Genomic DNA, 24,195 nt, shown 5'->3' with positions numbered 1-24,195 from the left:
TTAAGGCAGCGTTATGCAGCCCGTACCACGGTGTTAATGGCGCGTTAATCCCGTCGCGGCATGCTGCGCGGCAGTCATTTCTCGGCCAGGACTCTCATGCGCATATTGGTTCTTCTGCTGTTTCTGTTGGCGCCCGGATTGGCGCTGCCGGCCGGTGGGCTGTTTGGCGGCAACTCGCAGGATGATTTTCTGCCGGTGGACGAGGCGTTCGCGCTGACGGTCAGCCCGCAGGAGAACGGCGCGACGCTGCTGCACTGGCGGATCGCACCGGGCTATTACCTCTATCAGCAGCGCCTGAAGTTCGACGGCCTGCCGCCGGAGCGTCAGCCGCCGCTGCCCGAGGGGGAGCCCTACAGCGACGAGTTCTTCGGCGATTCGCAGATCTACCGCGACAGTCTCGAACTGACCATCCCGGCGGGCGCGGAGAACAGTGTGCGTCTCGGCTGGCAGGGCTGCGCCGATGCCGGGCTCTGCTATCCGCCGCAGACCCGCGAGGTGTCGTTGACTGGCAACGGCACGGAGGCAGCGCCTGAGCTGGCTGAGGATCAGGCGCTGGTCAGCGGCCTCGAAAGTCAGGCACTGGCCTGGAGCCTGCTGGTCTTCTTCGGCCTCGGCTTGCTGCTGGCCTTCACCCCCTGTTCGCTGCCGATGCTGCCGATCCTGGCGGGCATCGTGGTCGGCAGCGGCGCCACCTCGCGCCGTGGTTTTGCCCTGGCGTCGGCGTACGTGGTCAGCATGGCGCTGGTCTACGCCGGGCTCGGTGTACTGGCGGCGCTGCTCGGCGCCAACCTGCAGGCGGCGCTGCAGCAGCCCTGGCTGCTGACCAGTTTCGCCGTGCTGTTCGTGTTGCTGGCGCTGCCGATGTTCGGTTTGTTCGAGCTGCAATTGCCGGTGGCGCTGCGTGATCGTCTGCAGCGTGTCGGTGATCGCCAGCGCGGGGGCAGCCTCGCCGGGGCTGGCGCGCTGGGCGTGCTCTCCGGCCTGCTGGTCGGCCCCTGCATGACCGCTCCACTGGCCGCCGCGCTGCTGTTCATCGCACAGAGCGGCAGTGCGCTGCAGGGTGGCCTGGTGCTGTTCGCGCTGGGCCTGGGCATCGGCACGCCGCTGCTGTTGCTGGTGACGGTTGGCCAGCGCTTTCTGCCCAAGCCGGGCGCCTGGATGGACCGGGTCAAGGTGGTGTTCGGCTTTCTCTTCCTCGCGGCAGCGCTGTTCGTTGTGCGTCCGTTGCTGGCCGACTGGCTATGGCTGGGCCTGTGGGGGGCGCTGCTGGTGGTGCTCGCCACCGCATTGCTGAATGTGGCGCAGGTAGTGCAACGTCAGCGCGTGCTCTGTCACGCCAGCGGCATTCTGCTGGGCCTGTGGGGCGCAGCGATGCTGCTCGGTGCCGCCGGCGGAGCTGATGATCCGCGTCGGCCGCTGGCGATCTATGCCGGAGGCGTGGCGGGTGCCATCTCCGCCGAAGCTCACGCGCTCGGTTTCAGCGATCCGTCCGTGCTGGATCGTGAGCTGGCAGCGGCCAAAGCGCAGGGCCAGTGGGTGCTGATCGATTACTACGCCGACTGGTGCGTCTCCTGTAAGGTCATGGAGAAGGAGGTCTTCGGCAATGCCGAGGTGCAGGCGAGCCTGGACGGCGTGCGCGTGCTGCGCCCCGACGTGACCCGCAGCGACGCCGCCAGCCGCGAATTGCTGGACCGTTACCAGGTGCTCGGCCCGCCGACGCTGCTGTGGATCGGCCCGGATGGCGTCGAGCGCCGCGAACGCCGTATCACGGGCGAGGCCGGTGCCGGGGAATTTCTGCAGAACTGGAATCAGACCCGGGAGCGAGGTTGATGCTGACTGTGAATATCGGGCCGCTGGCCCTGGCGGTGCCCCATGTATTGCTGCTGGGCAGCCTGCTGCTGGCGACCCTGACCGGCTGGTGGGTCGGCCGTCGCAGCGAGCGCAACCCGGAGCGGCAGCTGTTTCGCCTGCTGTTGGTGGCGCTGTTCGTGGCTCGCCTGGCCTTTGTCGCGCTGTACTGGGCGTATTACCGAGACGACTGGCTGAGCGTCATCGATATCCGTGACGGTGGCTTTATCGCCTGGCCCGGTCTGATCGTTGCGCTGGCGTTGGGCATCTGGTGGGGCTGGCGTGACCGCGAGCTGCGCAAGCCGCTGGGCATCGCGCTGACGGTGGGAATCCTCAGCTGGGGCTTCAGTAATCTGGCCTGGCACTCCTTCGAGCAGGGCACGCGGCTGCCGGAAATGGCCCTGCGCGACAACCAGGGTCGCCCGGTGGCGCTGGAGGATTATTCCGGTCAGCCGCTGGTGATCAATCTGTGGGCGACCTGGTGCCCGCCGTGCCGCCGCGAAATGCCGGTGCTGGCCGACGCGCAGGCGAGGGAAAGCGACACCCTGTTTCTCTTCGTCAATCAGGGCGAGGGGGAGGGGGAGATCAACCGCTTCCTGGAAACCGAAGGGCTGAGTCTCGATAACGTCCTGCTCGACAGTGGCGGGCGTCTCGGCCAGCACGTGGGCTCCACGGCGCTGCCGACCACGCTGTTCTACAACGCCGATGGCCGCCAGGTCAGCAGCCATCTTGGCGAACTCTCGCACGCCAGCCTGGCGCGCGCGCTGGAAAAACTGAAAGAGGATGCTGCGCAGTGATTCGATTCAAGCCGTTACCCTACCTGCTGGCGGGCGTCAGCCTGCTGGCCCTGCCCATGGCGCAGGCCGAGGAATTGCCGGAGGCGATCAAGGCCGTCGAGGCGCGTGGCGCCGAGGTCGTCGGCCGTTTCGAGGCACCCGGCGGGCTCAAGGGCTATGCCGCGCGTTACAACGGGCAGGGCATGGCGCTGTATCTCACCCCGGATGGCGAGCACGTGCTGATCGGTAGCCTGCTCGATGCAAAAGGCGAGGACCTGACCCGCGCGCACCTGGAGAAGCTGGTCTACGAACCGCTGGGCAAGGAAATGTGGACGCGCATGGAGAACAGCACCTGGATCGCCGACGGCAAGGCCGACGCACCGCGCATCATCTACATGTTCAGCGACCCTAACTGTCCGTACTGCAACATGTTCTGGAAGCAGGCCCGGCCCTGGGTCGAGTCCGGCAAGGTGCAGTTGCGGCACATCATGGTCGGCATGCTGCGCGCCGACAGCGCCGGCAAATCCGCCGCGCTGCTCAGCGCCAAGGATCCTCAGGCAGCGCTCAACGAGCACGAGGCGGCCGGCAAGGCGAGCAAGCTCAAGGCGCTGGATAAGATCCCGGCAGAACTGGAAGAACAGCTCACCAACAACCTGATGCTGATGAGCGAACTGGGTGCCCAGGCGACTCCGGCGATCTTCTATCTCGACGACAACGACCGTCTGCAGCAGCACCAGGGTGCACCGCAGCCGGATGCGCTGGCGCAGATCATGGGGCCACGCTGAAGGATTGCTGTGGGAAGGCTGGTCGCTGAGCTGTTTCGCGGCACATCCGCTTCAGAACGGGGCGGCGTTTCACTGCGAAGCGACTATCCGCTGTAGACATCATTGGGTGGGGCGCCATCAGAACAGATGGCGTGGCAGCCAGACGATCATCACCGCGCAGAAGACGCTGAGACCGATGCAGAACCACAGGAAGCGCCGCTGCCGGCGCTCCGGGGCGCTGTCGGCGTGTTCCGGCAGCGGCATGCCGCAGTTGCTGCATTCGGCTTGCTTCGGCGGGTTGTCCTGTTGGCAGTACAGGCATCTGGGCATGGCGGCGCTCCTCTCGGTCGGTAAAGCCTGACACGGCGGAAAAATCGCAGGCTTTGACGACGATCAACTCACTCGAACTGCTCGAGCCGCTGGCGATCGAGGATCGCGATCTGCCGGCCTTCCTGGGTGATGATGCTCTCGTCGATCAGTCGCCGAATGATCCGCGAAAACGTCTCTGGCTGGATCGACAGGTGCCCGGCCACCAGCTGCTTGGCCATCGGTAGCTCGAAGCTGTTGCTGCCGTCCTTCACTCGCGCCAGTTGCGTCAGCAGATAGCGCACCACGCGGTGGGTGGCGTTCTTCAGCGACAGCGTTTCGATTTCGTTGATGCGCTGGTGCAGGCGCACGCAGAGCTTGCCGAGCAGGGCGAAGGTGAGGCGCTGGTTGGCTTCCAGCAGGCGCATGTAGGCCGCGTTGGAGAACCGGTAGACCTGCGACGGGCAGACCGCCTGGGCCGAGGCCACGTAGTTGGGCGTGTCCATCAGCATCATGGCTTCGGCAAAGGTCTGGCGGTTGCCGATGACCTCGAAGACCTTCTCCTGGCCGTCGGGCGTCAGGCGGTAGACCTTAACCGCACCGGAGATGACGAAGTAGAAGTTGTGTGCCGGCTCGCCCTGGTGGAACAGGTTGTCACCCTTGTCGAGGTTGAGCAGTTGGCTGGCATTGAGCAGTTCTTCCATCTGCTCTTCGTTCAGCGGTTCGAACAGGTGATGGCTGCGGAGAATCTGGTGGTGTACGCGGTGAAGCACCATGCAAGGCGTCCTGTTTCAATTGAACAACAACAAACGTCGGCCTTCAGCCTAGCGCATGTGGTGGGCGATGACGCAGGTTAGAAGTTGATGACGCTCATGATCTGGCCATACGCGGCTCGGTACCGCGTCGGCGATCAGTGCAGATGAGCGACGAATCCGTCACGCCATACCGGCTCGGCAAACAGCTGCGGATAACGTTCCAGTGCGTCGAAAATGCTCTGCAGGCCCTGTTCACGCTGCTCGGCATCGGACAGCGCCTCGGCGCCCTTGAGCAGGTCGATCAACAGGCCATGCAGCGCATTGTCAGCGGCTTCCGGCAACTTGCAGTTGGCGATGAGATAGCTGGTCGCCGCTTCGATGTCGCGTTGCAGCGCGGCCGCCGACTCGTCACTGACCGGCTGGCCGGGAGCACTTGGCATGCTGCGTTGCACGGCTTCGTGGATATGGGTCATGCCTTCGCGCAGAGCGGCGTCGGTGGCCCAGCGCTCGCCTGGCGTAGCTTGGGCGGCGACGGGCGTTGGGTGGCTGTGATCGTGTGCAGTGGCCGCCTGCGCCGTGCCGACGGCCATGCTCAGGGCGAAGCTGCTGGCCAGGGCGACGACCGAGGCCATTGCCACGCCCCAGGCGATAGGTTGCAGATACTGTTTCATGACTGAGCCACCTCGATACGTTGTACGCCTTCGTCGCTCGTTGTCGGCGCGGTCATTTCCGCGTTACGGAACAGCACGTTGTTCTCCAGGTGGATGTGCTGCATCAGGTCGCTGCGCATCTCCTCCAGCCCGCGATACAACGCGCGCCAGGTATTGCATGCGTTGGCCGGCGGGGTGATGTCGTTGGTCAGCGCTGCCAGCTGTTCCAGGGCATTGCCGTGCTCCTGATGCTCGTAGCGCATTACCGAGATCGGCCCCTGTGCCTGCGGGAAGCGCATGCCGCGCTGCAGCATCGGGAAGAGAATCTGTTCCTCCTTCAGCATGTGGCTTTCCAGCTCCTGCTGCATGTGCCACAGGTGTTCGGCGAGACCGTTGGGGCATTCGGGGCGGCTGCCATGGACCTGCTCGACCCGGCTGGCCAGGCGAATCAGCTCCGGGAACTGGTCGCGATGCCGCTCATGGAAGCGCGCCAGGATGTATTCGATCAGCTGGCCAGCGGGCTCGGCGCGCCAGTCTTTCTCGGATTCTTCCGGCTCGAGCGCGAGCAGGGCGCCGGCGATGATGTGCGGATCGACATCGATTCGCGCCGCGGCCTCGCGCAGCGGCAGGTCACCACCGCAGCAGAAGTCCAGGCGGAACTGGCGGAATACCCGGGTGGCACCCGGCACCGAACATGCGAGATTGCCGAGGGTCTGGTCGATTAGGTCGGTAGTCATGGCAGTGGTCCTGATGGATATGGCCAGTCCATCGCAACAGCCGTGCCAGGCGCCGACACCGCGGAAACTGGCGACTGCGACACGCTGCTGGTGGAAATTACCCGAAGCGGTTATGGTTCGAAAAACCATGAGGGTATCCAGCACCATGATGGCTGACGCACTGCTTGCCGACCTGACCACCGAACTGCCCAACGCGGTGCGCCTGCAACGTCTGGTGCACACCCTGCACCAGCACTTTCGCTGCGGTGCCGTCGTGCTGTTGCGCCTCGACGAGGACAGCCTGCGGCCACTGGCGGCGGTAGGGCTGGTGCAGGAGGCGCTGGGCCGGCGCTTCGTCGTGGCGCAGCATCCGCGTCTGGCGGCGATCCTCTCCCAGCGCGAGCCGACCTGGTTCGAGCCCGACAGCCGCCTGCCGGACCCCTATGACGGTTTGCTCGACGAGCACATCGGCGAGCCGTTGCCGGTGCATGACTGCATGGGCGTCAGCCTCTACGTCGAAGGCAAGCTGTGGGGTGCGCTGACGCTGGATGCGCTGCATGCCGGCACCTTTGGCGATGACGCCCGCTGCGACCTGCAGCGCTACACCCTGGTGATCGAGGCCGCGGTGCGGGTTACCCGGCTGGAGCATGAGAATCGCGGTCTGCGCCTGGCGCGTAGCGACGTGATGGAAGCCGCACTCGATCATGGCGATGGCGAAATTCTCGGTCAGAGCGATGTGATCCGCGAACTGCTGCGCGAATTGCAGGTGGTGGCCGATTCCGAATTGCCAGTGCTGCTGCTGGGCGAGACCGGTGTCGGCAAGGAGCTGTTCGCGCGCTGGCTGCATCGGCATTCGCGGCGGCGCAACAAGCCACTGGTGCACGTCAACTGCGCGGCACTGCCGGAATCCCTGGCCGAGAGCGAACTGTTCGGCCACGTCAAAGGCGCGTTCTCCGGTGCCACCACCGATCGGCCCGGTCGTTTCGACGCTGCCAATGGAGGCACGCTGCTGCTCGACGAGGTCGGCGAGCTGCCGCTGACGGTGCAGGCCAAGCTGCTGCGCACCTTGCAGAATGGCGAGATCCAGCGCCTCGGTGCGGACAAGCCGCGCCAGGTCGATGTGCGCATCATCGCCGCGACCAACCGCAACCTGCGCGAAAGCGTGCGTGACGGGCATTTTCGCGCCGATCTCTATCACCGGCTGTCGGTCTATCCGGCGCCGATTCCACCCTTGCGCGAGCGTGGCAACGACGTGCTGATCCTCGCCGGGCACTTCCTCGAACTCAATCGCGCACGGCTGGGGCTGCGCAGCATGCGCCTGTCGCCGGCCGCCGAGCGCGCTCTGCTGGCCTATTCCTGGCCGGGCAATGTGCGCGAGCTGGAGCATGTGGTCAGCCGCGCGGCGCTGCGCCTGCTCAGCCGTGGCGCGTCGCGCAGCGAGATCCTGACGCTGGAGCCCGATCTGCTGGACCTGGACAGCCATGCCGTCGGTGTGGTCGCGGCGCAGGTGGCCGATGAGCCGGTAGTCGCCGACGAGGTGCTGCCGCTGCGCTACACCGTCGATGCTGCCCAGCGCCAGGCCATCGTCCGGGCGTTGGAGGCCAGCGGCGAGAACTGGGCGCAGGCCGCCCGCCTGCTGGATGTCGACCCGAGCAACCTGCACAAACTGGCGCGACGGCTAAAGCTCAAGTAGCGCCCGTCGGCCAGCGAGAGTCGCAGACGACCAGCCATGGTCTAACCTCACATCACCACGCGAGGAGAGCTCCATGGCACTGGACCAGAACGAATTCGAAGCACTGTTGAGCGAGGCGCAGGCCTTCGCCGAACGCGCCGCCAGCGAAAACAATCCGCTGCACTATCGCGACGCCTTCGCTGCGAGCCTGAAGGCCATACGCCTGCTTGGTGAGGAGTCCGGCGCGTGGCGGCAGATGGTCGCCCGTGCCACCGAGGAATTCGAGGGCGACGAGGGCATTTGAGGCAATTGCTCGCCAGCCATGGCACGGCTGGCGCGCACCTTCCGCTGCATTTCGTCGCAGTCGCGACGTCCGAGCAAACTTGACCCCTATCAATGCTGGCCAATGGTCAGCTGCCTAGACTGCCGGCTGTTTTCCGTTCAGCCGAACGACCGCCACGCCATCGGTGCGTGGCGCGCATGTACCCGAATGTCTAGGAGTTGTCATGCACCTGGTCTGCCCGGCAGGAAGCCTGCCCGCGCTCAAGGCCGCCGTCCAGCAGGGCGCCGATGCCATCTATGTCGGATTTCGCGACGACACCAACGCCCGCCATTTCGCCGGCCTCAATCTCGATGAAAAGCAGCTCGACAAGGGTTTGCAGCTGATCCGCGAGAAGGGCCGGCAGCTATATATCGCCGTCAACACATATGCCCAGCCGGACGGCTGGAATCGCTGGCAGCGCGCCGTGGATCAGGCCGCCGACATGGGCGTGGATGCGCTGATCGCGGCCGACCCCGGCGTGCTCGGCTATGCCAGCAAGCGCCATCCCAAACTCAATCTGCATCTGTCGGTGCAGGGGTCGGCTACCAATGCCGCCGCGCTGGGCTTCTACCAGCAGCGCTACGGCATCAGCCGCGCTGTGCTGCCGCGGGTGCTTTCGCTCAAGCAGGTCAAGCAGGTCGCGGCGAGCAGCCCGGTGCCGATCGAAGTGTTCGCCTTTGGCAGCCTGTGCATCATGGCCGAGGGCCGTTGCCACCTCTCTTCCTACCTTACCGGTGAATCACCCAATCTCTGTGGCGTCTGTTCGCCGGCCAAGGCGGTGCGCTGGAGCGAGGAGCCGGAAGGGCTGACCTCGCGCCTCAACAACGTGCTGATCGACCGCTACGCCGAAGGCGAATCGGCTGGTTACCCGACGCTGTGCAAAGGTCGCTTCATGGTCAATGGTCAGCGCTTCCACGCGCTGGAAGAACCCACCAGCCTGAACACCCTGGATCTGATCCCCGAGCTGTCCGCCATCGGCGTCACCGCGATGAAGATCGAGGGCCGCCAGCGCAGCCCGGCCTATGTCGAGCAGGTCACCCGGGTCTGGCGCGCGGCGCTGGACAGCTATCTCAAGGCGCCGCAGCGCTACGCGGTCGAACCCGGCTGGCGGCAGGTGCTGGATGGCCTGTCCGAAGGCTCGCAAACCACCCTGGGTGCCTATCACCGGGCCTGGCAATGAACGAGGAGTCACCCATGAAACTTTCTCTGGGCCCGGTGCTGTTCTACTGGGATCGCCAGCAGACGCTGGACTTCTACGCCAACATGGCCAGCCAGCCGCTGGATGTTATCTACCTCGGCGAAACCGTTTGCTCCAAGCGCCGCGCGCTGATGCTCGATGACTGGCTTGGTCTGGCCCGTGATCTGGCTGAAGCCTCCTCGGCGCAACTGGTCTTGTCCGGCCTGACCCTGGTCGAAGCCGCTTCCGAGCTATCCAGCCTGCGCCGCCTGTGTGACAACGGCGAGCTGCTGGTGGAAGCCAATGACATGGGCGCGGTGCAGTTGATGTCCGAGCGCAAGTTGCCCTTCGTCGGCGGCCCGGCGCTGAATCTCTACAACGGCCATGCGCTGGCCGAACTGGTGGCCAGCGGCATGACCCGCTGGGTGCCGCCGGTGGAAGCCTCCGGCAAGCTGATCAAGAGTGCCCGCGCGCAACTGCAGGAACTGGGCGTGGCGCTGCCGGAAATCGAGATATTCGCCTACGGCCATTTGCCGCTGGCCTATTCGGCGCGCTGCTTCACCGCCCGTGCCGAGAACCGGCCGAAGGACGACTGCCAGTTCTGCTGCCAGAACTATCCCGAGGGCATTCCGCTGCTGAGCCAGGAGGGTGAGGCGCTGTTCACCATCAACGGTATCCAGACCATGTCCGCAGCGGTCAGCAACCTGCTCGCCGACTACGCGGGTCTGGTCGACAGCGGTGCCGATCTGCTGCGCCTGAGCCCGCGCGCTGCCGGTATGGACGAGGTGATCGCTGCCTTCGATGCAGTGCGCAAGGGCGCGCTGCCGCCGCTGGCGGTGGATGGTTGCAATGGGTATTGGCATGGCCAGCCGGGCATGCTGCGCGCCGAGGAGGCCGGATTATGCTGAATCCACGTGCCCATCTGGTGAATCTCGGCGGGCGGCTGTTGCCGCTTGCGGCCAAGACGCCATTCCTGCTCCAGCGCCTGGCGCTGGAGCGCAGCCTCAATCAGGTATTCGCCGAAGCACTGAGCGACGGCGCCTTCAACGTGCTTGACGGCCACTGGATGAAGCTCGAAGTCGCCGACCTCGGCCTTGCCTGGTGCCTGACCTGCGAGCGCGAGCAGTTGCGCATTGCGGCGCAGGCACCGGTGGAGGTGACCATTCGCGGCAACTGGCGCGAGTTCCTGCTGTTGGCCAGCCGTCAGGAAGACCCGGATACGCTGTTCTTCCGCCGCCGGCTGGTTATCGAGGGTGATACCGAGCTGGGCCTGGCAATCAAGAATCTGATCGACAGTCTCGACCCCGACACGCTGCCGAGCTGGCTGTGGAAACTGCTGCAGGGTGCCGGCGAGGAGGTAGCGGCGGCCGGCCGGGCACAGGCGGCCAGAGCCTGACCGATTGTTCCGCCCGCAGCCGTCGCAAACTGCCTGCGCCCGCAAGGTTCAGGCTGGCGGACCGCCCCGACGATTCGCTGTAGCAGCGAGCCTGCTTTGGATGCGTCTGGAGGCGGACCGAGGTATCGGCCCGATCCCCGGCGCGGCGCAACAGTGCGGGGGACGGCAGGGCGCGCTACCCGCTGGAACGAACTGTTCTGCGATTCCAGCGACACGCTCAGTCCGTGGGTTTCAGGCTGTGCGCAGCTGCATCCGGTCACTGGCGATAATGTCTTTCATGTCATCGAACAGCGCGCTGATCTCCTCCTCGCTGCAGTCTTCCCGATAGCGCTTGCGCAAGCCGTAGCTGCTGAGGGTGATGTGCACGTCGGGTGTCACGCCGTGCTGCGCGAGGCAGGCTCGGGCGCAATGCATCGGGCAGCCGTCGATGGCGAGAATGGGGCGGCCGGAGTTGGCTTTCTTCACCAGCGCTGCAACGCGCCCGCCGACGCCGGCGATGCAGGACATTTCCGCCAGCCCGGCGCGATCGAGGCGCACCGCCAGGGTGTTGGCCAGCTGCGCGACATTCGAACAACCGGAGCATGAATAGACCAGGGGCGCAGGCGTTGTGGTGATCATCGCGTTTTCCTGACGGTGGCGTGACGCGGGTCATTTTCCAAGGCGCGCCGTTGACTGGCTTTGACAGCAATCAAGATCACTGGGGCGTTCTGCCGCAGGTCACTCGTCATAGGCGGCGAGCTTGCGGTTGTCGAGAATCTCGATGCGTCGCCGCTGGACCGATATGGTCCCGGCGTCGATCAGCCGATGCAGGATGCGCGAGAAGGTTTCCGGCTGAATGCCCAGTTTCGACGCGATCAAGCGTTTCGGCACATCGAGCACCACCACGCCGCTGTCGTCCTGCTGCGATTGCGCGAGAAAGCGCACCACTCGATGGCTGGCGTTGGCCAGGGTGAGGGTGTCGATCTCGGTCATACGCTGGTGCAGCCGAATGCTCAGGGTGGCGAGGATGTCCAGGCAGATATCCGGGTGCTGCTCGAGAATGCGCCGGTAATGCGGCCCGTTCAGGCTCGCCACCAGGCTGGCCTTTAGCGCGGTGGCGCTGACCGGATAGCTCGGCGTGCCCTTGAACAACAGCGCTTCGGCGAACGATTCACCGGCACGCATCACTTCCACCAGCTTCTCTTGCCCGTCGCAGACTACGCGGTGCAGCTTGATCTGGCCGCTGAAGAGGAAATAGAAGCGGTCGGCCTTATCGCCCTGATGAAACAGCGAGGCCCCCGCAGGCAGGCGCTTCAGGTTGGCAGAGGTGCACACCTCCTGTAACGCCGCCTCGGGCAGTCGGCTGAACAGATGGTGGCGGCGCAATTCCGCGACCAGGGTTTTTTCAGTGAGCATGTGTCCTCCCCCGGATTGAACCGGGTTTATCAGCCTGCATCCTAGGAGCCCGGTGTCCGCCGCTTCCTTGATCACGGACAAGAGTGTCGGCCATGAGCCGTCGGCGCCGTCCGGCGATCACTTGCCTGTGCTTGACGATGGTCAATTCGGTAATGAGGTTCCACCTCTAAAGTCACACCATATTGTGTTTTCGGCGAATAAATTCACTACATATGGTTATGGAGGCGTTGATGCCCAGGCAGGCAGAGGTGGCGAAACCGGTTTCACTGCGCAAGCGCGATGGCCGACTGGCGGCGTTCGAAGTGGACAAGATCGAGCGCGCCATCGCGGCGGCAGGCGCGGCGACCGGCGAGTTCGAGTTGACAATGGCGCAGGCATTGGCCGAGGCCGTTCGTCAGCAACTGGCCCATCGCACGGCGGTGGAGGTAGAGCAGGTGCAGGACGGCGTCGAGCGTGCCCTGATGGCAGCCGGCTACTTCGATACCGCCCGGGCCTACATCGTCTACCGCGAACGCCATGCGCGTCTGCGCCGAGATCGCAAGGTGGTGGTCGACGTCGCCGCCTCGATGAACGAATACCTCTCCCGCGAAGACTGGCGGGTGCGCGCCAACGCCAACCAGGGCTACTCACTCGGTGGGCTGATCCTCAATGTGTCCGGCAAGGTCACCGCCAACTACTGGCTGGACGAGGTCTACAGCCCGGAGATCGGCACGGCGCATCGCGAAGGCGATCTGCATATCCACGACCTGGACATGCTCGCCGGCTATTGCGCTGGCTGGTCACTGCGGACCCTGCTCAATGAGGGCTTCAACGGGATTCCGGGGCGGGTTGAGGCCGGCCCGCCCAAGCATCTGTCCAGCGCGTTGGGGCAGATGGTCAATTTTCTCGGCACGCTGCAGAACGAGTGGGCCGGCGCGCAGGCGTTCAGCTCCTTCGATACCTACCTCGCACCGTTCGTGCGCAAGGACAACCTTGGCTTCGCCGAAATCCGCCAGGCCATTCAGGAGTTCATCTACAACCTCAACGTGCCGTCGCGCTGGGGCACGCAGACCCCGTTCACCAACCTGACCTTCGACTGGGTTTGCCCGGAAGACCTGCGCGAACAGATCCCCTACATCGGCGGCGAGGAGATGCCCTTCGCCTACGGCGAGCTGCAGGCCGAGATGGAGCTGATCAACCGTGCCTATATAGAAGTGATGCAGGCCGGTGACGGCCTCGGCCGGGTTTTCACCTTCCCGATCCCGACCTACAACATCACCCACGATTTTCCCTGGGACAGCGAGAACGCCGAGCGCCTGTTCGAAATGACCGCCCGCTACGGGCTGCCGTACTTCCAGAACTTCCTCAATTCGGACATGCAGCCGAACCAGGTGCGTTCGATGTGCTGCCGCCTGCAGCTGGACGTGCGCGAGCTGCTCAAGCGCGGTGGCGGGCTGTTCGGTTCTGCCGAGCAGACCGGTTCGCTGGGCGTGGTGACGGTGAACTGTGCACGCCTGGGCTATCTCTTGCGCGGTGACAAGGCGGCGCTGCTCGAGCAGCTGGATACGCTGCTGGACATGGCGCGGCAGAGTCTGGAGGTCAAGCGCAAGGTCATCCAGCACCATATGGATGCCGGGCTCTACCCCTACACCAAGCGTTATCTGGGCACACTGCGCAATCACTTCTCCACCATCGGGGTGAACGGTCTGCACGAGATGGTGCGCAATTTCACCGACGATACCGAGGGGCTGCAGACCGCTGCCGGTCGCGCGCTGGCGATCGAGGTGCTCGACCACGTGCGTGCGCGGCTGGTGCAGTTCCAGGAAGACACCGGGCACCTCTACAACCTTGAGGCGACGCCGGCCGAAGGCACCACCTATCGTTTCGCCAAGGAAGACCGCAAGCGCTTCCCCGACATCCTCCAGGCGGGTTCGGCCGAGGCGCCGTACTACACCAACTCCTCGCAACTGCCGGTCGGCTTCACCGACGACCCCTTCGAGGCCCTGGAGCTGCAGGACGAGCTGCAGTGCAAGTACACCGGCGGCACCGTGCTGCACCTGTACATGGCCGAGCAGATTTCCTCGGCCGAGGCCTGCAAGAAGCTGGTACGCAATGCGCTGTCGCGCTACCGCCTGCCGTACCTGACGGTAACGCCGACCTTCTCGATCTGCCCGGTGCACGGTTATCTCGCTGGCGAGCACGAGTTCTGCCCGAAGTGCGATGAGGCGCTGCTGCACAAGCAGCAAGCCGAAACGGCCCTGGCGGTCTGATCTGCGATCCCGTGTCACGCCGCTCCAATAGGTGCGGCGCCGCATAATCAACCCTAAGCAAAAGGAGCGTCACCATGAACTCAGCCAGCCAACTGCCCCAGGACCAGCGCCAACGTTGCGAAGTCTGGACCCGCGTGATGGGCTATCACCGCCCGGTTACCGCATTCAATCCGGGCAAGCAGTCCGAGCATCGCGAGCGCCTGCATTTCACTGAAGCAGCGGCGCGGTGACCGCAGCACTTCGCGTCGGGGGGTTGGTCCCCCTGACCACGCTGGACTTCCCAGACCATCTGGCCTGCGTGCTGTTCTGCCAGGGTTGCGGCTGGCGCTGCCGCTACTGCCACAACCCGCAGCTGATCCCCGCCTGCGGCAGTGAGGAAAAGCCCTGGCCGGAGATTCTCGCCTTTCTCGAACAGCGCGTCGGCCTGCTCGAGGCGGTGGTGTTCAGCGGTGGCGAGCCGACCCTGCAGACCGCGCTGCCCGAGGCCATCGCCCAGGTGCGGGCGCTGGGCTACAAGGTCGGCCTGCACAGCGCCGGCATCAAGCCGAAGCTGTTCGCCAACATCCTGCCGCTGGTGGATTGGGTCGGTTTCGACATCAAGGCACTGCCCGAGCACAGCACGGCAATCACCGGCGTGGATGGCAGCGGCAAGGCCAACTGGAAGAGTCTCGAACACCTGCTGCAAAGTGGCGTCGAGCACGAATGCCGGACCACCGTGCACTGGCAGCTGTTCGACGCCGATGCGCTGTGGGACATGGCCCAGCGCCTGCGCCGACTGGGTGTCGAACGCTTCGCCGTGCAGTGCGTGCGCACCGCGCGGATGCTCGACGACAGCCTCGCCGATAGCCGCGCACCCTACGATCAGCAGCGCCTGTGGGAACGGCTGGACCAGCTGTTCCCTTCGTTCGTTTTGCGAGGTTAGGTGTATGTGGGCCGCAGCGGGCGGCCCACTCAATGCCTCATCGACCTCAGCTCCAGCCCCAGAACTGCAGCCACCAGCCATAGCCCACCAGCGCGCAACCGGCATTGACGCAGGCGAACGCCAGCAGCCGGCGCATGCCGTTGCCGCCGTGACGGCTGATCACGTTCCAGGCCAGGTACAGACTCCACACCACGGCGCCGATCAGCAGCGCGGCGCGAGCCGGTTGCGCCCAGGCCAGCAGGAAGCCCTCGTAGCGCAGCAGCTTGACCGTGGTGGCGGACAGGCCGAGAAACAGCCCGGCGCCACCCAGCGGCACCAGTGCCAATGCGAGGTGCTGGAACACATTATCGCCACGGCGCATCACCCGCACGGCCGCACGCAGCAGCAGCCACAGCGCGCCGCCAACGAGCAACGAGGCACCGAAGATGTAGGTGAGGATCACGGCGCCATCGAGCCAGGTGAAGGCATCGTTGGCCTGCGGATAATGGGTCAGCAGCCACCAGGGCGCGTTGGCTTCCAGCGGCCAGAAGATGTCGCGATCCACCAGCCATTCCGCCGCGGCCTGCTTGAGGGTGATGAACCAGGGACTGACCGTCCACTGGAAGGCGCCCATAGCCAGGCCGATCATGCCGAACAGCAACAGGGTGCTGTCCCAGTGATCGCTTTGCTGCTGACCGCCGACGATGAGGATTTCAGAATTGGGCGAACGGGCGCTCAGCTGCACTGCACCGCGCTGGCTGCTGCAGCGGCCGCAGGCATGGCAATCGGCATTGCCCTGCATGCGACGGATGTCGATCAGCGGGGCGCAGTTGGGTGTCGGCAGGTGCGGTTCGCGATTTTCCAGCCAGCGCTGTTCGTCGACCTTGTAGTGCACCGGCGCCAAGCGGGCGAGCAGGGCGAACACGCCGCTGACCGGGCACAGATGGCGGCACCAGACCCGCTTGCCGCGGCCGTAGAGAAAGCCCACCAGCATCGCCGCGACGGTGGAGCCGCCGAGGATCAGCAGTGCCGCCTGGGCATAGTCATAGACGCTGATCAGCTGGCCGTAGACGGTTGTGAGGATGAAGGCGATGGTCGGCCAGCCGCTCCAGCGCACCCAGCGCGGGGTGCGTTTGTTCAGCCCGCGCCAGCTGATCCATTCGCTGAGCGAGCCTTCGGGGCAGAGCACGCCGCACCACAGGCGACCGAAGAAGATCATCGACAGCAGCACGAAGGGCCACCACAGGCCCCAGAAGATGAACTGCGCCAGTACCGTCAGGTTATCGAGCATGCCGGCCTGGGCCGGCGGCAGATCAAGAAAGGCGGGGATCACCAGCAGCGTCAGGTAGAACCCCACCACCAGCCACTGCAGCGCGCGAATGGCTTTCGCATGCTGGCGCAGCAGGTCACCGAGTCGCGCCAGCCACGGCGCCTGGGTGATCATGCTGGCCTCGCAGCGAGCTGCACCTGTGCCCGCGGTTTGAGCCATGCCCACGCGGCGCCCCCCCCGGGGGGGGAGCCAGTAAAGGCCCAGAACTACCGCGGCGGCCAGCGAAGGCATGGCGCGATAGCCGGTGAGGCCGGCCAGGGTGCCGCCGAGCGCGCCGCCATCATCCAGCAGGGCCGAGGTATCCCAGAGCGGATCGCCGAACACCGTGTACAGCACTTCCGGTACGTCCATACCCATCAGCTGGCCGCTGAAGCGATCCAGCGCCGCCATCAGCAATGCGCCGCCGAGCAGCAGCAACATCACTTCGCTGACCTGGAAGAAACGCCGCCAGCTGAAGTAGCGGCTGCCGGCCTGCAGGGCTGCATAACTGAGCACTGCGAGGACGAAACCGAGTACACCGCCGATGACGAAGCGGGTGAGGTCCATGCCCGCCTGCTGGTTACCGATGCCGTAGAGGAACACCACTGTCTCGCTGCCTTCACGGCCCACAGCGAGCATGGCCAGCAGCAACAGGCCGATGCCGCTGCCCTGGCTGAGCTTTTCCGCGGCGCTGTTCTGCAGGCTGGTCTTCAGCGTGCGGCCATGCTGATGCATCCAGCCGACCATGTGCAGGATCAGCAGGCTGGCTACCAGCAGCATCGCGCACTGGAACCATTCGCCACCGCTGCCCGCCAGCCAGTCGCCGGCCTGCAATACGCCCCAGCCCAGCGCAGCGGCCAGACCGAGACCGGCGGCGACACCGGCCCAGAGCATGCGCAGCGCATTGGCCGCGCCTGGTTGCTGGCGCAGCCAGGCATGCAGGATGCCGATGACCAGCAGGGCCTCGACGCTTTCGCGCCAGACGATGAACATGGATTGGCCCATGGGACTCTCCTCAGAAAAGCAACTACTTGGCGACGATCTCGCCTTCGGGAAGATCCATATGGAATTCGTCGAAGAATGGATAGCGGCCCGGCTTCAGCGGGTGGATCACGACGAAGGAGGTCACCCCGGGTGACAGCACCTTCTCGACGCGTAGCGGGGTGCTCTCGAACTCGGTCGGCCCGCTGCCGGCGTTGTGCACGATGATCTTGAAGCGCTGGCGGGCAGGGACTTCGATGGTCGCTGGCTCGAAGTGGCCGTCACGTATGGTCAGCTCGTACGTCGGCAGCGCGGCCTGCGCCGGGCTCGCGAGCCCGACCAGTAGCGGCAGCACGCCGAGCAGCGATTGCCCGGCGCGACGCATCAGTAGCCCCCTTTCTTGCCGATGCCGGCGTAGGTGAACTCGTACGTCAGCTCGCAGCCTTCGAACCAGGGGGCGACGCCGGTTTCCTTGTCGGTGTGGCGACCGAACATGTTGTGCCCCGAGCCCGGCGGCAGGATCTTGTAGGTCAACTGGTACTTGCCTGGGCCGAGCAGCTTGACGTTGTCACCGTAGTGCGGGCCGTCGTTTGCCACCATCGGATGGAAATCGCCTTCAACGACTTCGTCGGAACCCTTCTTGCGCAGCGTGTAGTGGATGCTCAGGTAAGGGACGAAGCTGCCTTCCTGCCAGCCGTTGCGGTTGTCTTCGGTGGCGCTGATATCGGCCTCGAGATGCACGTCGGACTCGGCCGCGGCACGCATCATGCCCGGTGGGTCCATTTCGACCGGCTGCAGATACACCGCGCCGACCTCCATGCCGCCGCACTGCTGTGGTTCGCCGATGGGGTATTCCTTCGCCTGGGCGAGCGGGGTGAGCAGCAGGGTTGTGATGGCCAGTGTGACGGGGATGCGCATTGGGAATTCTCCGGAAACAGAAAAGGACGGAGCGAAGATTGCACTTGCGCTTCCGAATGATAATGATTCGCGTCAATTTCCCAAGAAATATTTTGTTACCGGTGTCTGAATGCAAAGCTGTATGCCGCTGCAGACGGCTGTTTGCGGGCGCTGCAGGCTAACTGCGACAGGTCGTCACAGTGGCACTTGGTGTGGGTGTGCAGGGTGCAGCGACCCGAACCGGCGCCGAACGAATCCTCTAAGATGGTGCACCTTTCGTATCCGGGGACTTCATGCAACCGCCCGTCTCACTCGACGCCCGCACCGCACGGATTCTTCCGTGGCTGGTGGCCATCGCCTTCTTCATGCAGACGCTGGACGGCACCATTCTCAATACCGCGCTGCCGGCCATGGCGCGTGATCTGGCGGAAAACCCCCTGCGCATGCAGGGTGTGGTGATCGCCTACATGCTCACGGTGGCGCTGCTGATTCCGGCATCCGGCTGGATTGCTGACCGCTTCGGTAGCCGGCGCATCTTCGTGACCGCCATCGTGCTGTTTTCCGTGGGCTCGCTGTTGTGCGCGTTGTCGACCAGCTTCAACCAGCTGGTGGCTTCCCGCGTGCTGCAGGCGCTGGGCGGAGCGCTGATGCTGCCGGTGGGGCGGCTGGTGGTGCTGCGGGCATTTCCGCGCAGCGACTTCGTGCGGATCATGGCCTTTATCGCACTGCCAGGACTGGTCGGCCCGTTGCTCGGGCCAACCCTGGGTGGCTGGCTGGTGGAGTACGCCTCCTGGCACTGGATCTTCCTGATCAATCTGCCGGTGGGCGTGATTGGCTGCATCGCCGCGCTGCGCTTCATGCCCGATCTCAAAGGGCCCAAGCGGGTGCGCTTCGATACGCTCGGCTTCCTGCTGTTCGGCGCAGCGATGGTGCTGGTCACCATCGCGCTGGAGGGGCTCGGCCAGATGCACATGTCGCATGCCCGCGTGATGCTGCTGCTGTTCGGCGGCGCAGCGTGCATGGCGGCCTACTGGCTGCGCGCCGGGCGCATCGATGCGCCGCTGTTCAGCCCCAAGCTGTTCCATACGCGCAGCTTTGCGGTGGGCATCTTCGGCAACCTGTTTGCCCGGCTGGGTGGTGGCGCGCTGCCATTCCTGTTGCCATTGCTGCTGCAGGTGGCGCTTGGCTATTCGCCGGCGCAGGCCGGGATGAGCATGATTCCGCTGGCCTTGGGTGCGATGGCGGTCAAATCCCTGGCCAAGCCGATCATCGATCGTCTCGGTTATCGCCGTCTGCTGATCGGCAACACGCTGCTGCTCGGCTGCCTGATCGCCATCCTGGCGACCATCGATGGACAAACGCCGACGTGGCTGCTGCTGGTGCATCTGGGCCTGATCGGCATGGTCAACTCGATGCAGTTCACCGCGATGAACACCGTCACCCTGGTCGGCCTTAGCCATGCCGACGCCAGTAGCGGCAACAGCCTGCTGTCGGTGGTGGTGCAGCTATCAATGAGCCTTGGCGTCGCCACCGCCGGTGCGCTGCTGGGAGGCTTCACCGTGGACGGCGCGCAGGGCAGTGAGGTGCTTCGGGCATTTCAGCTGACGTTTCTCTGCGTCGGCGGTATGGCGATGCTCGCTGCCGCATTGTTCCTGCAGCTGGAACATCGCGACCCTGGCCATGACGACGATGTGCGGCGACCGGTGGATGTCGGCGAATAGTGCCGACGCCTATCTGTAATGTTTCACGACATGTGGTTGCTTGAGCGCTGCGTCGGGCTGGCGCAGCGCCCAACGAGCTCAGCGGGATGTGGCGGCTATGGCCATCGGCTCAGCGCAAAGACCCGCTGCAATTGTTTACCTGTTCAAGTAAACATTATCGACCTGTCGTCATAGGCTACATATCGTTGAGCCTCTGGAAGCGGCATTGCGCCGCAAGCAAAGGAGCGAAACGATGAGTGCAATGAGCCTCGCCTGGCTGCTGATCGGCACCTCGCTGTGCGGCGTGATGGTGCTACTGGTACTGCTCTGGCTGCTATGGATGGGCCGGCAGAGCCAATGCCGAGAACTGGAAGTGCTGCGCGAACTGCTGGATGGCCTTGGTCAGGTGATCGTGCGCCTGGAGCAGGACAAGGCTGAGTTGACTTCCGGGCTGCGGGCGGAAAAGGCGCAAGCCGCCCAGCTACGTCGTCAGCTAGAACTGCTACGTCGTTGAGGGTGGTGATTTTGTTTTTTAAACAAACATATTTCTTCGAAATCGTCCCGCTCGTCGTTATGATGCCGCCTGATTTTTTATAAAAACTACAAATCAGGAGGTTTTCATGCATCCCGTAGTGGTCGAAGTCACCCAGCGCCTGATCGAGCGTAGCCGGCCTACGCGCGAAGCCTATCTCGCCATGGTTCGCGGCGCTGCCAGTGCTGGGCCTGCCCGCAACGGCGCGCAATGCGCGAACTTCGCCCATGGCGTTGCCGGTTGCGGCGCGCAGGACAAGCAGCGCCTGCGGCTGCCGGATGCGGCCAACATCGCCATCGTCACGGCCTACAACGACATGCTCTCGGCGCATCAGCCCTATGAGGACTACCCCGAGCGCCTGCGCCACGCGCTGCGCGATATCGGCTCGGTGGGGCAGGTGGCGGGCGGTGTGCCGGCGATGTGTGACGGTGTCACCCAGGGCGAGCCGGGCATGGAGCTGGCCATCGCCAGTCGCGAGGTGATCGCCATGAGCACCGCGGTGGCGCTGTCGCACAACCTGTTCGATGGGGCGCTGCTGCTCGGCATCTGCGACAAGATCGTTCCCGGATTGCTGATCGGTTCGCTGCGCTTCGGGCATCTGCCCGCTGTGTTCGTGCCGGCCGGTCCGATGCCGTCCGGCCTGGCCAACAAGGACAAGGCCGCGGTGCGCCAGCGCTACGCCGAAGGCAAGGCAGGTCGCGACGAGCTGCTGGCGGCGGAAATGCAGGCCTATCACAGTCCCGGTACCTGTACCTTCTACGGCACCGCCAACACCAACCAGATGCTGATGGAGGTCATGGGCCTGCACTTGCCGGGCTCTTCCTTCGTCAACCCAGGCACGCCATTGCGCGATGCGCTGACCGCCGAGGCCGCGCGGCAGGTCACTCGACTGACGCCACAGGGCGGCAGCTTCACGCCGCTCGGTGAGCTCGTCGACGAGCGCGTATTGGTCAACGCCGTCGTCGCGCTGCATGCCACCGGCGGCTCGACCAATCACACCCTGCACATGCCGGCCATCGCCCAGGCGGCGGGCATCCAGCTGACCTGGCAGGACATGGCTGACCTTTCCGCAGTGGTGCCGACGCTGGCGCGGGTCTATCCCAATGGTTCAGCCGACATCAATCACTTCCATGCCGCGGGCGGCGTCGCGCTGCTGGTGCGCGAGCTGCTCGCGGCCGGCCTGCTGCACGAGGATGTGCATACCGTGATGGGTCGCGGCCTCAATCGCTACACCCAGGAGCCCTTCCTCGAAGACGGTCGGCTGACTTGGCGTGAAGGCGCTGCGGCGAGCCTGGACGAAAGCATCCTGCGGCCGGTCGCGCGGCCGTTCTCGGCTGAAGGTGGGCTGCGGGTGATGAGCGGCAATCTCGGTCGTGGCGTGATGAAGGTGTCCGCCGTGGCGCCCGAGCATCGTGTCGTGGAAGCGCCGGCGCGGGTCTTTGCCGATCAGCTGGAGCTGGTCGAGGCGTTCAAGGCGGGCGAGCTGGAGCGCGACGTCGTTGCAGTAGTGCGCTTCCAGGGGCCGCGTGCCAACGGTATGCCCGAGTTGCACAAACTGACGCCCTATCTCGGTCTGCTGCAGGACCGCGGCTTCAAGGTCGCGCTGGTCACCGACGGGCGCATGTCCGGTGCGTCGGGCAAGGTGCCGGCCGCGATCCATGTATGTCCCGAGGCAATCGATGGCGGCCCGCTGGCGCGCGTGCGTGACGGCGATCTGCTGCGCGTGGATGGGCAGACCGGCGTGCTCGAGGTGCTGGTAGATGCTGCCGAGCTGGCTGATCGATCGCCGGCTGCTGCGCCGCCTGTGGGTGTGCAGGGCTGCGGGCGCGAGCTGTTCGGCTTTATGCGCTCGGCGTTCAGCTCCGCCGAGCAGGGCGCCAGCGTGTTCACTGCGGGGCTGGAGACGCTGCGATGAGGCTGGCGCTGGTCGGAGATATAGGCGGCACCAATGCGCGTTTCGCGCTGTGGCGCGACTCGCAGTTGGAGGCGGTGCAAGTGCTGGCTGCGGCGGACTTCGAAACCCCGGAGCAGGCAGTCGAACATTACCTGTCAACGCTCGGCCTGGCGCCGGGCAGCATTCGCGCCATGTGCCTGGCCTGTGCCGGGCCGGTCAAGGGTGAGCAGTTCACGTTCACCAACAATCACTGGCGGCTGACGCGGCGCGACTTCTGCGGTGCCCTGCAGCTGGACGAGCTGCTGCTGATCAATGACTTCGCCGCGATGGCGCTGGGCATGACGCGGGTAAGCGAGACGGGGCGGCGCATGATCTGTGCTGGCGAGGCCGAGCTGGATGCGCCGGCGTTGGTTATCGGGCCGGGCACCGGGCTTGGCGTCGCCGCGTTGCTGCCCTTGGGTGGTGGCAGCTGGCGCGCGCTGCCGGGGGAGGGCGGACACGTCGATCTGCCCGTGGCGGATGCGCACGAGGCGGCGCTGTGGCAGATGCTGTTCGCCCAGCTTGGCCATGTGCGCGCGGAAGACGTGCTCAGTGGCGGTGGCCTGTTGCTGCTCTATCGTGCGGTCTGTGCCCTGGCCGGTTTGATGCCGCGACTGGCGTCGCCGGCTGAGGTCACGGCGGCTGCGCTCGCTGGTGATCATGTCGCGGTGGCGACCCTGGAGCAGTTCTGCGTGTGGCTCGGGCGGGTCGCCGGCAACAACGTGCTCACGCTCGGTGCGCGCGGTGGGGTGTATATCGTCGGTGGTGTGGTGCCGCGTTTCGCCGATTTCTTCGCGGCTAGTGGTTTCGCCCGCGGCTTCGCCAGCAAGGGTTCCATGAGCGGCTATCTCGGCGATGTGCCGGTGTGGCTGGTCACCGCTGACTATCCGGGGCTGGAGGGCGCTGGGGTAGCGTTGGAGCAGGCGCTGGCATGATGATTGGGCGATTTTTCGGATATGTGGCGGCCGGATGTTGTTATAGCAACATCCGGCGTCTCGCGCCGGCGCGGTTGCCTTAGCTCGGCTCTTCATCCGCCGGGTAGCGGCTGGCATTGAGGCTTTCCTTTACCTTGCGCAGGTGCGGCTGGAAATCCACGCCGCGGCGCAGGGTCATGCCGGTGGCGAGCACGTCGAGTACGGTGAGCTGGATGATGCGTGAGGTCATCGGCATGTAGATGTCGGTGTCCTCGGGCAGCGGAATGTTCAGGCTCAGCGTGCTGGCCTGCGCCAGTGGCGAGCCGGCGGCGGTCAGGCCGAGTACCGAGGCGCCGTTCTGCCGCGCGATACGTGCCACCTCCACCAGTTCGCGGGTGCGCCCGGTGTAGGAAATGATCACGAACAGCTCGCCGGTATGCGCCACCGAGGCCAGCATGCGCTGCATCAGCACGTCCGAATGCGCGGTTACTGCCAGGTTGAAGCGGAAGAACTTGTGCTGCGCATCCAGCGCCACCGAGGCCGAGGCGCCGAGGCCGAAAAAGTGGATCTGCCGGGCCTGGATCATCAAGTCCACGGCTCGGCTGACCAGCTGCGGATCGAGGCTCTGGCAGGCGCTATCCAGCGAGGCGATGGCCGAGCCGAAAATCTTGCGCGTGTATTCCGCCGGGCCGTCGTCGGGCTCCACCGCCTGGCTGACATAGGCGGCGCCGCTAGCCAGGCTCTGCGCCAGTTGCATCTTCAGTTCCGGGTAGCCGCTGACGCCGAACGAGCGACAGAAGCGATTCACTGTCGGCTCGCTGACCTGCGCGGTCTGCGCCAGGGTGGCGATGCTGAAGCGGGTGGCCTGCTGCGGGTTGCGCAGGATCACCTCGGCGACCTTGCGCTCGGCCTTGTTGAGGTCGTCGATGCGGCGCTGGATCTGCTCAAGCAGGTTGTGTACGCGGTCCATGTCGGTCCTGATGCGGCTTGCCAAAGGGGTGG

At 65.1% G+C, this 24,195-nt stretch carries 25 protein-coding genes and 1 pseudogene; 15 read left to right on the top strand and 11 right to left on the bottom strand.

Annotation, left to right across the window (positions count from 1 at the left end):
* Window positions 1-96: 96 nt before the first annotated feature.
* Genes dsbD through dsbG form a run of 3 tightly spaced genes read left to right on the top strand, consistent with a single transcriptional unit; the run spans window position 97 to window position 3,409 of the window.
* Window positions 97-1,830 (top strand): protein-disulfide reductase DsbD, encoded by a 1,734-nt coding sequence (dsbD, locus tag F753_RS45485; RefSeq protein WP_023446764.1) that lies wholly within the window; start codon window positions 97-99, stop codon window positions 1,828-1,830.
* Complete coding sequence (locus F753_RS45480) at window positions 1,830-2,645, top strand: TlpA family protein disulfide reductase (RefSeq protein ID WP_023446763.1); 816 nt, start codon at window positions 1,830-1,832, stop codon at window positions 2,643-2,645. Before dsbD ends, F753_RS45480 begins: the two co-directional genes overlap by 1 nt.
* A complete protein-coding gene (gene dsbG, locus F753_RS45475) occupies window positions 2,642-3,409 on the top strand; it encodes a thiol:disulfide interchange protein DsbG (protein ID WP_023446762.1) in 768 nt (255 codons plus the stop codon). Before F753_RS45480 ends, dsbG begins: the two co-directional genes overlap by 4 nt.
* A gap of 117 nt (window positions 3,410-3,526) precedes the next feature.
* On the opposite strand, the gene F753_RS45470 is transcribed toward dsbG, so the two are convergent.
* From F753_RS45470 to ytfE, 4 genes are all read right to left on the bottom strand, one after another.
* Window positions 3,527-3,718: a hypothetical protein gene (locus tag F753_RS45470; protein WP_023446761.1), complete on the bottom strand. Its 192-nt coding sequence runs from the start codon at window positions 3,716-3,718 to the stop codon at window positions 3,527-3,529.
* Between the two features lie 68 nt (window positions 3,719-3,786).
* A complete protein-coding gene (locus F753_RS45465; protein ID WP_003299699.1) occupies window positions 3,787-4,470 on the bottom strand; it encodes a Crp/Fnr family transcriptional regulator in 684 nt (227 codons plus the stop codon).
* A 134-nt stretch (window positions 4,471-4,604) separates the two neighbouring features.
* A complete protein-coding gene (locus tag F753_RS45460) occupies window positions 4,605-5,120 on the bottom strand; it encodes a hypothetical protein (protein ID WP_023446760.1) in 516 nt (171 codons plus the stop codon).
* Window positions 5,117-5,836 carry an iron-sulfur cluster repair protein YtfE gene (ytfE, locus tag F753_RS45455; RefSeq protein WP_031298339.1) on the bottom strand — a complete coding sequence of 240 codons (720 nt, stop codon included), beginning with the start codon at window positions 5,834-5,836 and terminating at the stop codon, window positions 5,117-5,119. The genes F753_RS45460 and ytfE overlap by 4 nt, the downstream gene beginning before the upstream one ends.
* 145 nt (window positions 5,837-5,981) lie before the next feature.
* Here ytfE and norR point away from each other — a divergent pair, with 145 nt between their 5' ends.
* The 5 genes from norR to ubiT all read left to right on the top strand — a co-directional run bounded on the left by norR (window position 5,982) and on the right by ubiT (window position 10,382).
* A complete protein-coding gene (gene norR / locus F753_RS45450) occupies window positions 5,982-7,508 on the top strand; it encodes a nitric oxide reductase transcriptional regulator NorR (RefSeq protein WP_023446758.1) in 1,527 nt (508 codons plus the stop codon).
* Between the two features lie 73 nt (window positions 7,509-7,581).
* Window positions 7,582-7,791, top strand: a complete 210-nt coding sequence (locus F753_RS45445; protein ID WP_003299695.1) for a hypothetical protein — start codon at window positions 7,582-7,584, stop codon at window positions 7,789-7,791.
* A gap of 202 nt (window positions 7,792-7,993) precedes the next feature.
* The gene (gene ubiU / locus F753_RS45440; RefSeq protein ID WP_003299693.1) at window positions 7,994-8,989 is read left to right on the top strand and encodes a ubiquinone anaerobic biosynthesis protein UbiU; all 996 of its coding nucleotides are present in this window, start codon (window positions 7,994-7,996) and stop codon (window positions 8,987-8,989) included.
* Window positions 8,990-9,003: 14 nt separating this feature from the next.
* Entirely contained in the window at window positions 9,004-9,894 is an 891-nt protein-coding gene (locus tag F753_RS45435; protein WP_003299692.1) for a U32 family peptidase, read from the top strand.
* The gene (gene ubiT, locus F753_RS45430) at window positions 9,888-10,382 is read left to right on the top strand and encodes a ubiquinone anaerobic biosynthesis accessory factor UbiT (protein WP_023446757.1); all 495 of its coding nucleotides are present in this window, start codon (window positions 9,888-9,890) and stop codon (window positions 10,380-10,382) included. The genes F753_RS45435 and ubiT overlap by 7 nt, the downstream gene beginning before the upstream one ends.
* A gap of 231 nt (window positions 10,383-10,613) precedes the next feature.
* Here the strand turns inward: ubiT and F753_RS45425 are convergent, their stop codons facing one another.
* Both F753_RS45425 and F753_RS45420 read right to left on the bottom strand, forming a co-directional pair.
* Window positions 10,614-11,000 carry a putative zinc-binding protein gene (locus tag F753_RS45425; protein ID WP_003299688.1) on the bottom strand — a complete coding sequence of 129 codons (387 nt, stop codon included), beginning with the start codon at window positions 10,998-11,000 and terminating at the stop codon, window positions 10,614-10,616.
* A 99-nt stretch (window positions 11,001-11,099) separates the two neighbouring features.
* Window positions 11,100-11,777, bottom strand: coding sequence for a Crp/Fnr family transcriptional regulator (locus tag F753_RS45420; RefSeq protein WP_003299686.1), 678 nt, complete (start codon window positions 11,775-11,777; stop codon window positions 11,100-11,102).
* A gap of 230 nt (window positions 11,778-12,007) precedes the next feature.
* Between F753_RS45420 and F753_RS45415 the strand changes: the two genes are divergently transcribed.
* From F753_RS45415 to F753_RS45405, 3 genes are all read left to right on the top strand, one after another.
* Entirely contained in the window at window positions 12,008-14,026 is a 2,019-nt protein-coding gene (locus tag F753_RS45415; RefSeq protein ID WP_023446756.1) for a ribonucleoside triphosphate reductase, read from the top strand.
* A gap of 74 nt (window positions 14,027-14,100) precedes the next feature.
* Window positions 14,101-14,256, top strand: a complete 156-nt coding sequence (gene nrdD, locus F753_RS45410) for an anaerobic ribonucleoside-triphosphate reductase (RefSeq protein WP_023446755.1) — start codon at window positions 14,101-14,103, stop codon at window positions 14,254-14,256.
* Complete coding sequence (locus F753_RS45405) at window positions 14,253-14,948, top strand: anaerobic ribonucleoside-triphosphate reductase activating protein (RefSeq protein ID WP_023446754.1); 696 nt, start codon at window positions 14,253-14,255, stop codon at window positions 14,946-14,948. Before nrdD ends, F753_RS45405 begins: the two co-directional genes overlap by 4 nt.
* Before the next feature lie 46 nt (window positions 14,949-14,994).
* Here F753_RS45405 and F753_RS0125270 read toward each other — a convergent pair whose 3' ends face one another.
* From F753_RS0125270 to F753_RS45395, 4 genes and pseudogenes are all read right to left on the bottom strand, one after another.
* A complete protein-coding gene (locus F753_RS0125270; protein ID WP_031298337.1) occupies window positions 14,995-16,371 on the bottom strand; it encodes a 4Fe-4S binding protein in 1,377 nt (458 codons plus the stop codon).
* Window positions 16,368-17,241, bottom strand: a pseudogene (locus F753_RS49340) (FTR1 family iron permease). Before F753_RS49340 ends, F753_RS0125270 begins: the two are co-directional and overlap by 4 nt.
* Window positions 17,242-17,263: 22 nt before the next feature.
* On the bottom strand, window positions 17,264-17,602 hold the full coding sequence (locus tag F753_RS45400; protein WP_003299677.1) for a cupredoxin domain-containing protein: 339 nt from the start codon (window positions 17,600-17,602) through the stop codon (window positions 17,264-17,266).
* A complete protein-coding gene (locus tag F753_RS45395; RefSeq protein WP_023446752.1) occupies window positions 17,602-18,135 on the bottom strand; it encodes an iron transporter in 534 nt (177 codons plus the stop codon). Before F753_RS45395 ends, F753_RS45400 begins: the two co-directional genes overlap by 1 nt.
* A gap of 272 nt (window positions 18,136-18,407) precedes the next feature.
* On the opposite strand from F753_RS45395, the gene mdtD reads away from it, so the two are divergent.
* From mdtD to F753_RS45375, 4 genes are all read left to right on the top strand, one after another.
* Window positions 18,408-19,835, top strand: a complete 1,428-nt coding sequence (mdtD, locus tag F753_RS45390) for a multidrug transporter subunit MdtD (protein ID WP_023446751.1) — start codon at window positions 18,408-18,410, stop codon at window positions 19,833-19,835.
* 232 nt (window positions 19,836-20,067) lie between these two features.
* A complete protein-coding gene (locus F753_RS45385) occupies window positions 20,068-20,328 on the top strand; it encodes a hypothetical protein (RefSeq protein WP_003299674.1) in 261 nt (86 codons plus the stop codon).
* 106 nt (window positions 20,329-20,434) lie between these two features.
* A complete protein-coding gene (edd, locus tag F753_RS45380; protein WP_023446750.1) occupies window positions 20,435-22,261 on the top strand; it encodes a phosphogluconate dehydratase in 1,827 nt (608 codons plus the stop codon).
* A complete protein-coding gene (locus tag F753_RS45375; protein ID WP_023446749.1) occupies window positions 22,258-23,214 on the top strand; it encodes a glucokinase in 957 nt (318 codons plus the stop codon). The genes edd and F753_RS45375 overlap by 4 nt, the downstream gene beginning before the upstream one ends.
* 79 nt (window positions 23,215-23,293) lie before the next feature.
* On the opposite strand, the gene F753_RS45370 is transcribed toward F753_RS45375, so the two are convergent.
* Window positions 23,294-24,163, bottom strand: a complete 870-nt coding sequence (locus F753_RS45370) for a MurR/RpiR family transcriptional regulator (protein ID WP_023446748.1) — start codon at window positions 24,161-24,163, stop codon at window positions 23,294-23,296.
* Between the last annotated feature and the right edge of the window lie 32 nt (window positions 24,164-24,195).

Source organism: Stutzerimonas chloritidismutans AW-1 (assembly GCF_000495915.1).
Taxonomy (GTDB): domain Bacteria; phylum Pseudomonadota; class Gammaproteobacteria; order Pseudomonadales; family Pseudomonadaceae; genus Stutzerimonas; species Stutzerimonas chloritidismutans.
The sequence above is the reverse complement of the archived record's forward strand: the minus strand, read 5'-3'. Positions and strand labels throughout refer to the sequence as shown.

Bases quoted from the DNA above. Each gene is read 5' to 3' on its own strand.
- F753_RS45420 (WP_003299686.1), bottom strand. From the start codon at position 11,777: ATGCTCACTGAAAAAACCCTGGTCGCGGAATTGCGCCGCCACCATCTG.
- norR (WP_023446758.1), top strand. From the start codon at position 5,982: ATGATGGCTGACGCACTGCTTGCCGACCTGACCACCGAACTGCCCAAC.
- F753_RS45470 (WP_023446761.1), bottom strand. From the start codon at position 3,718: ATGCCCAGATGCCTGTACTGCCAACAGGACAACCCGCCGAAGCAAGCC.
- nrdD (WP_023446755.1), top strand. From the start codon at position 14,101: ATGAACTCAGCCAGCCAACTGCCCCAGGACCAGCGCCAACGTTGCGAA.
- ubiU (WP_003299693.1), top strand. From the start codon at position 7,994: ATGCACCTGGTCTGCCCGGCAGGAAGCCTGCCCGCGCTCAAGGCCGCC.
- F753_RS0125270 (WP_031298337.1), bottom strand. From the start codon at position 16,371: ATGATCACCCAGGCGCCGTGGCTGGCGCGACTCGGTGACCTGCTGCGC.
- F753_RS45425 (WP_003299688.1), bottom strand. From the start codon at position 11,000: ATGATCACCACAACGCCTGCGCCCCTGGTCTATTCATGCTCCGGTTGT.
- ytfE (WP_031298339.1), bottom strand. From the start codon at position 5,836: ATGACTACCGACCTAATCGACCAGACCCTCGGCAATCTCGCATGTTCG.
- F753_RS45395 (WP_023446752.1), bottom strand. From the start codon at position 18,135: ATGCGCATCCCCGTCACACTGGCCATCACAACCCTGCTGCTCACCCCG.
- dsbD (WP_023446764.1), top strand. From the start codon at position 97: ATGCGCATATTGGTTCTTCTGCTGTTTCTGTTGGCGCCCGGATTGGCG.
- mdtD (WP_023446751.1), top strand. From the start codon at position 18,408: ATGCAACCGCCCGTCTCACTCGACGCCCGCACCGCACGGATTCTTCCG.
- edd (WP_023446750.1), top strand. From the start codon at position 20,435: ATGCATCCCGTAGTGGTCGAAGTCACCCAGCGCCTGATCGAGCGTAGC.
- F753_RS45370 (WP_023446748.1), bottom strand. From the start codon at position 24,163: ATGGACCGCGTACACAACCTGCTTGAGCAGATCCAGCGCCGCATCGAC.
- F753_RS45480 (WP_023446763.1), top strand. From the start codon at position 1,830: ATGCTGACTGTGAATATCGGGCCGCTGGCCCTGGCGGTGCCCCATGTA.
- F753_RS45435 (WP_003299692.1), top strand. From the start codon at position 9,004: ATGAAACTTTCTCTGGGCCCGGTGCTGTTCTACTGGGATCGCCAGCAG.
- F753_RS45465 (WP_003299699.1), bottom strand. From the start codon at position 4,470: ATGGTGCTTCACCGCGTACACCACCAGATTCTCCGCAGCCATCACCTG.
- F753_RS45445 (WP_003299695.1), top strand. From the start codon at position 7,582: ATGGCACTGGACCAGAACGAATTCGAAGCACTGTTGAGCGAGGCGCAG.
- ubiT (WP_023446757.1), top strand. From the start codon at position 9,888: ATGCTGAATCCACGTGCCCATCTGGTGAATCTCGGCGGGCGGCTGTTG.
- F753_RS45415 (WP_023446756.1), top strand. From the start codon at position 12,008: ATGCCCAGGCAGGCAGAGGTGGCGAAACCGGTTTCACTGCGCAAGCGC.
- F753_RS45385 (WP_003299674.1), top strand. From the start codon at position 20,068: ATGAGTGCAATGAGCCTCGCCTGGCTGCTGATCGGCACCTCGCTGTGC.
- F753_RS45375 (WP_023446749.1), top strand. From the start codon at position 22,258: ATGAGGCTGGCGCTGGTCGGAGATATAGGCGGCACCAATGCGCGTTTC.
- F753_RS45460 (WP_023446760.1), bottom strand. From the start codon at position 5,120: ATGAAACAGTATCTGCAACCTATCGCCTGGGGCGTGGCAATGGCCTCG.
- F753_RS45400 (WP_003299677.1), bottom strand. From the start codon at position 17,602: ATGCGTCGCGCCGGGCAATCGCTGCTCGGCGTGCTGCCGCTACTGGTC.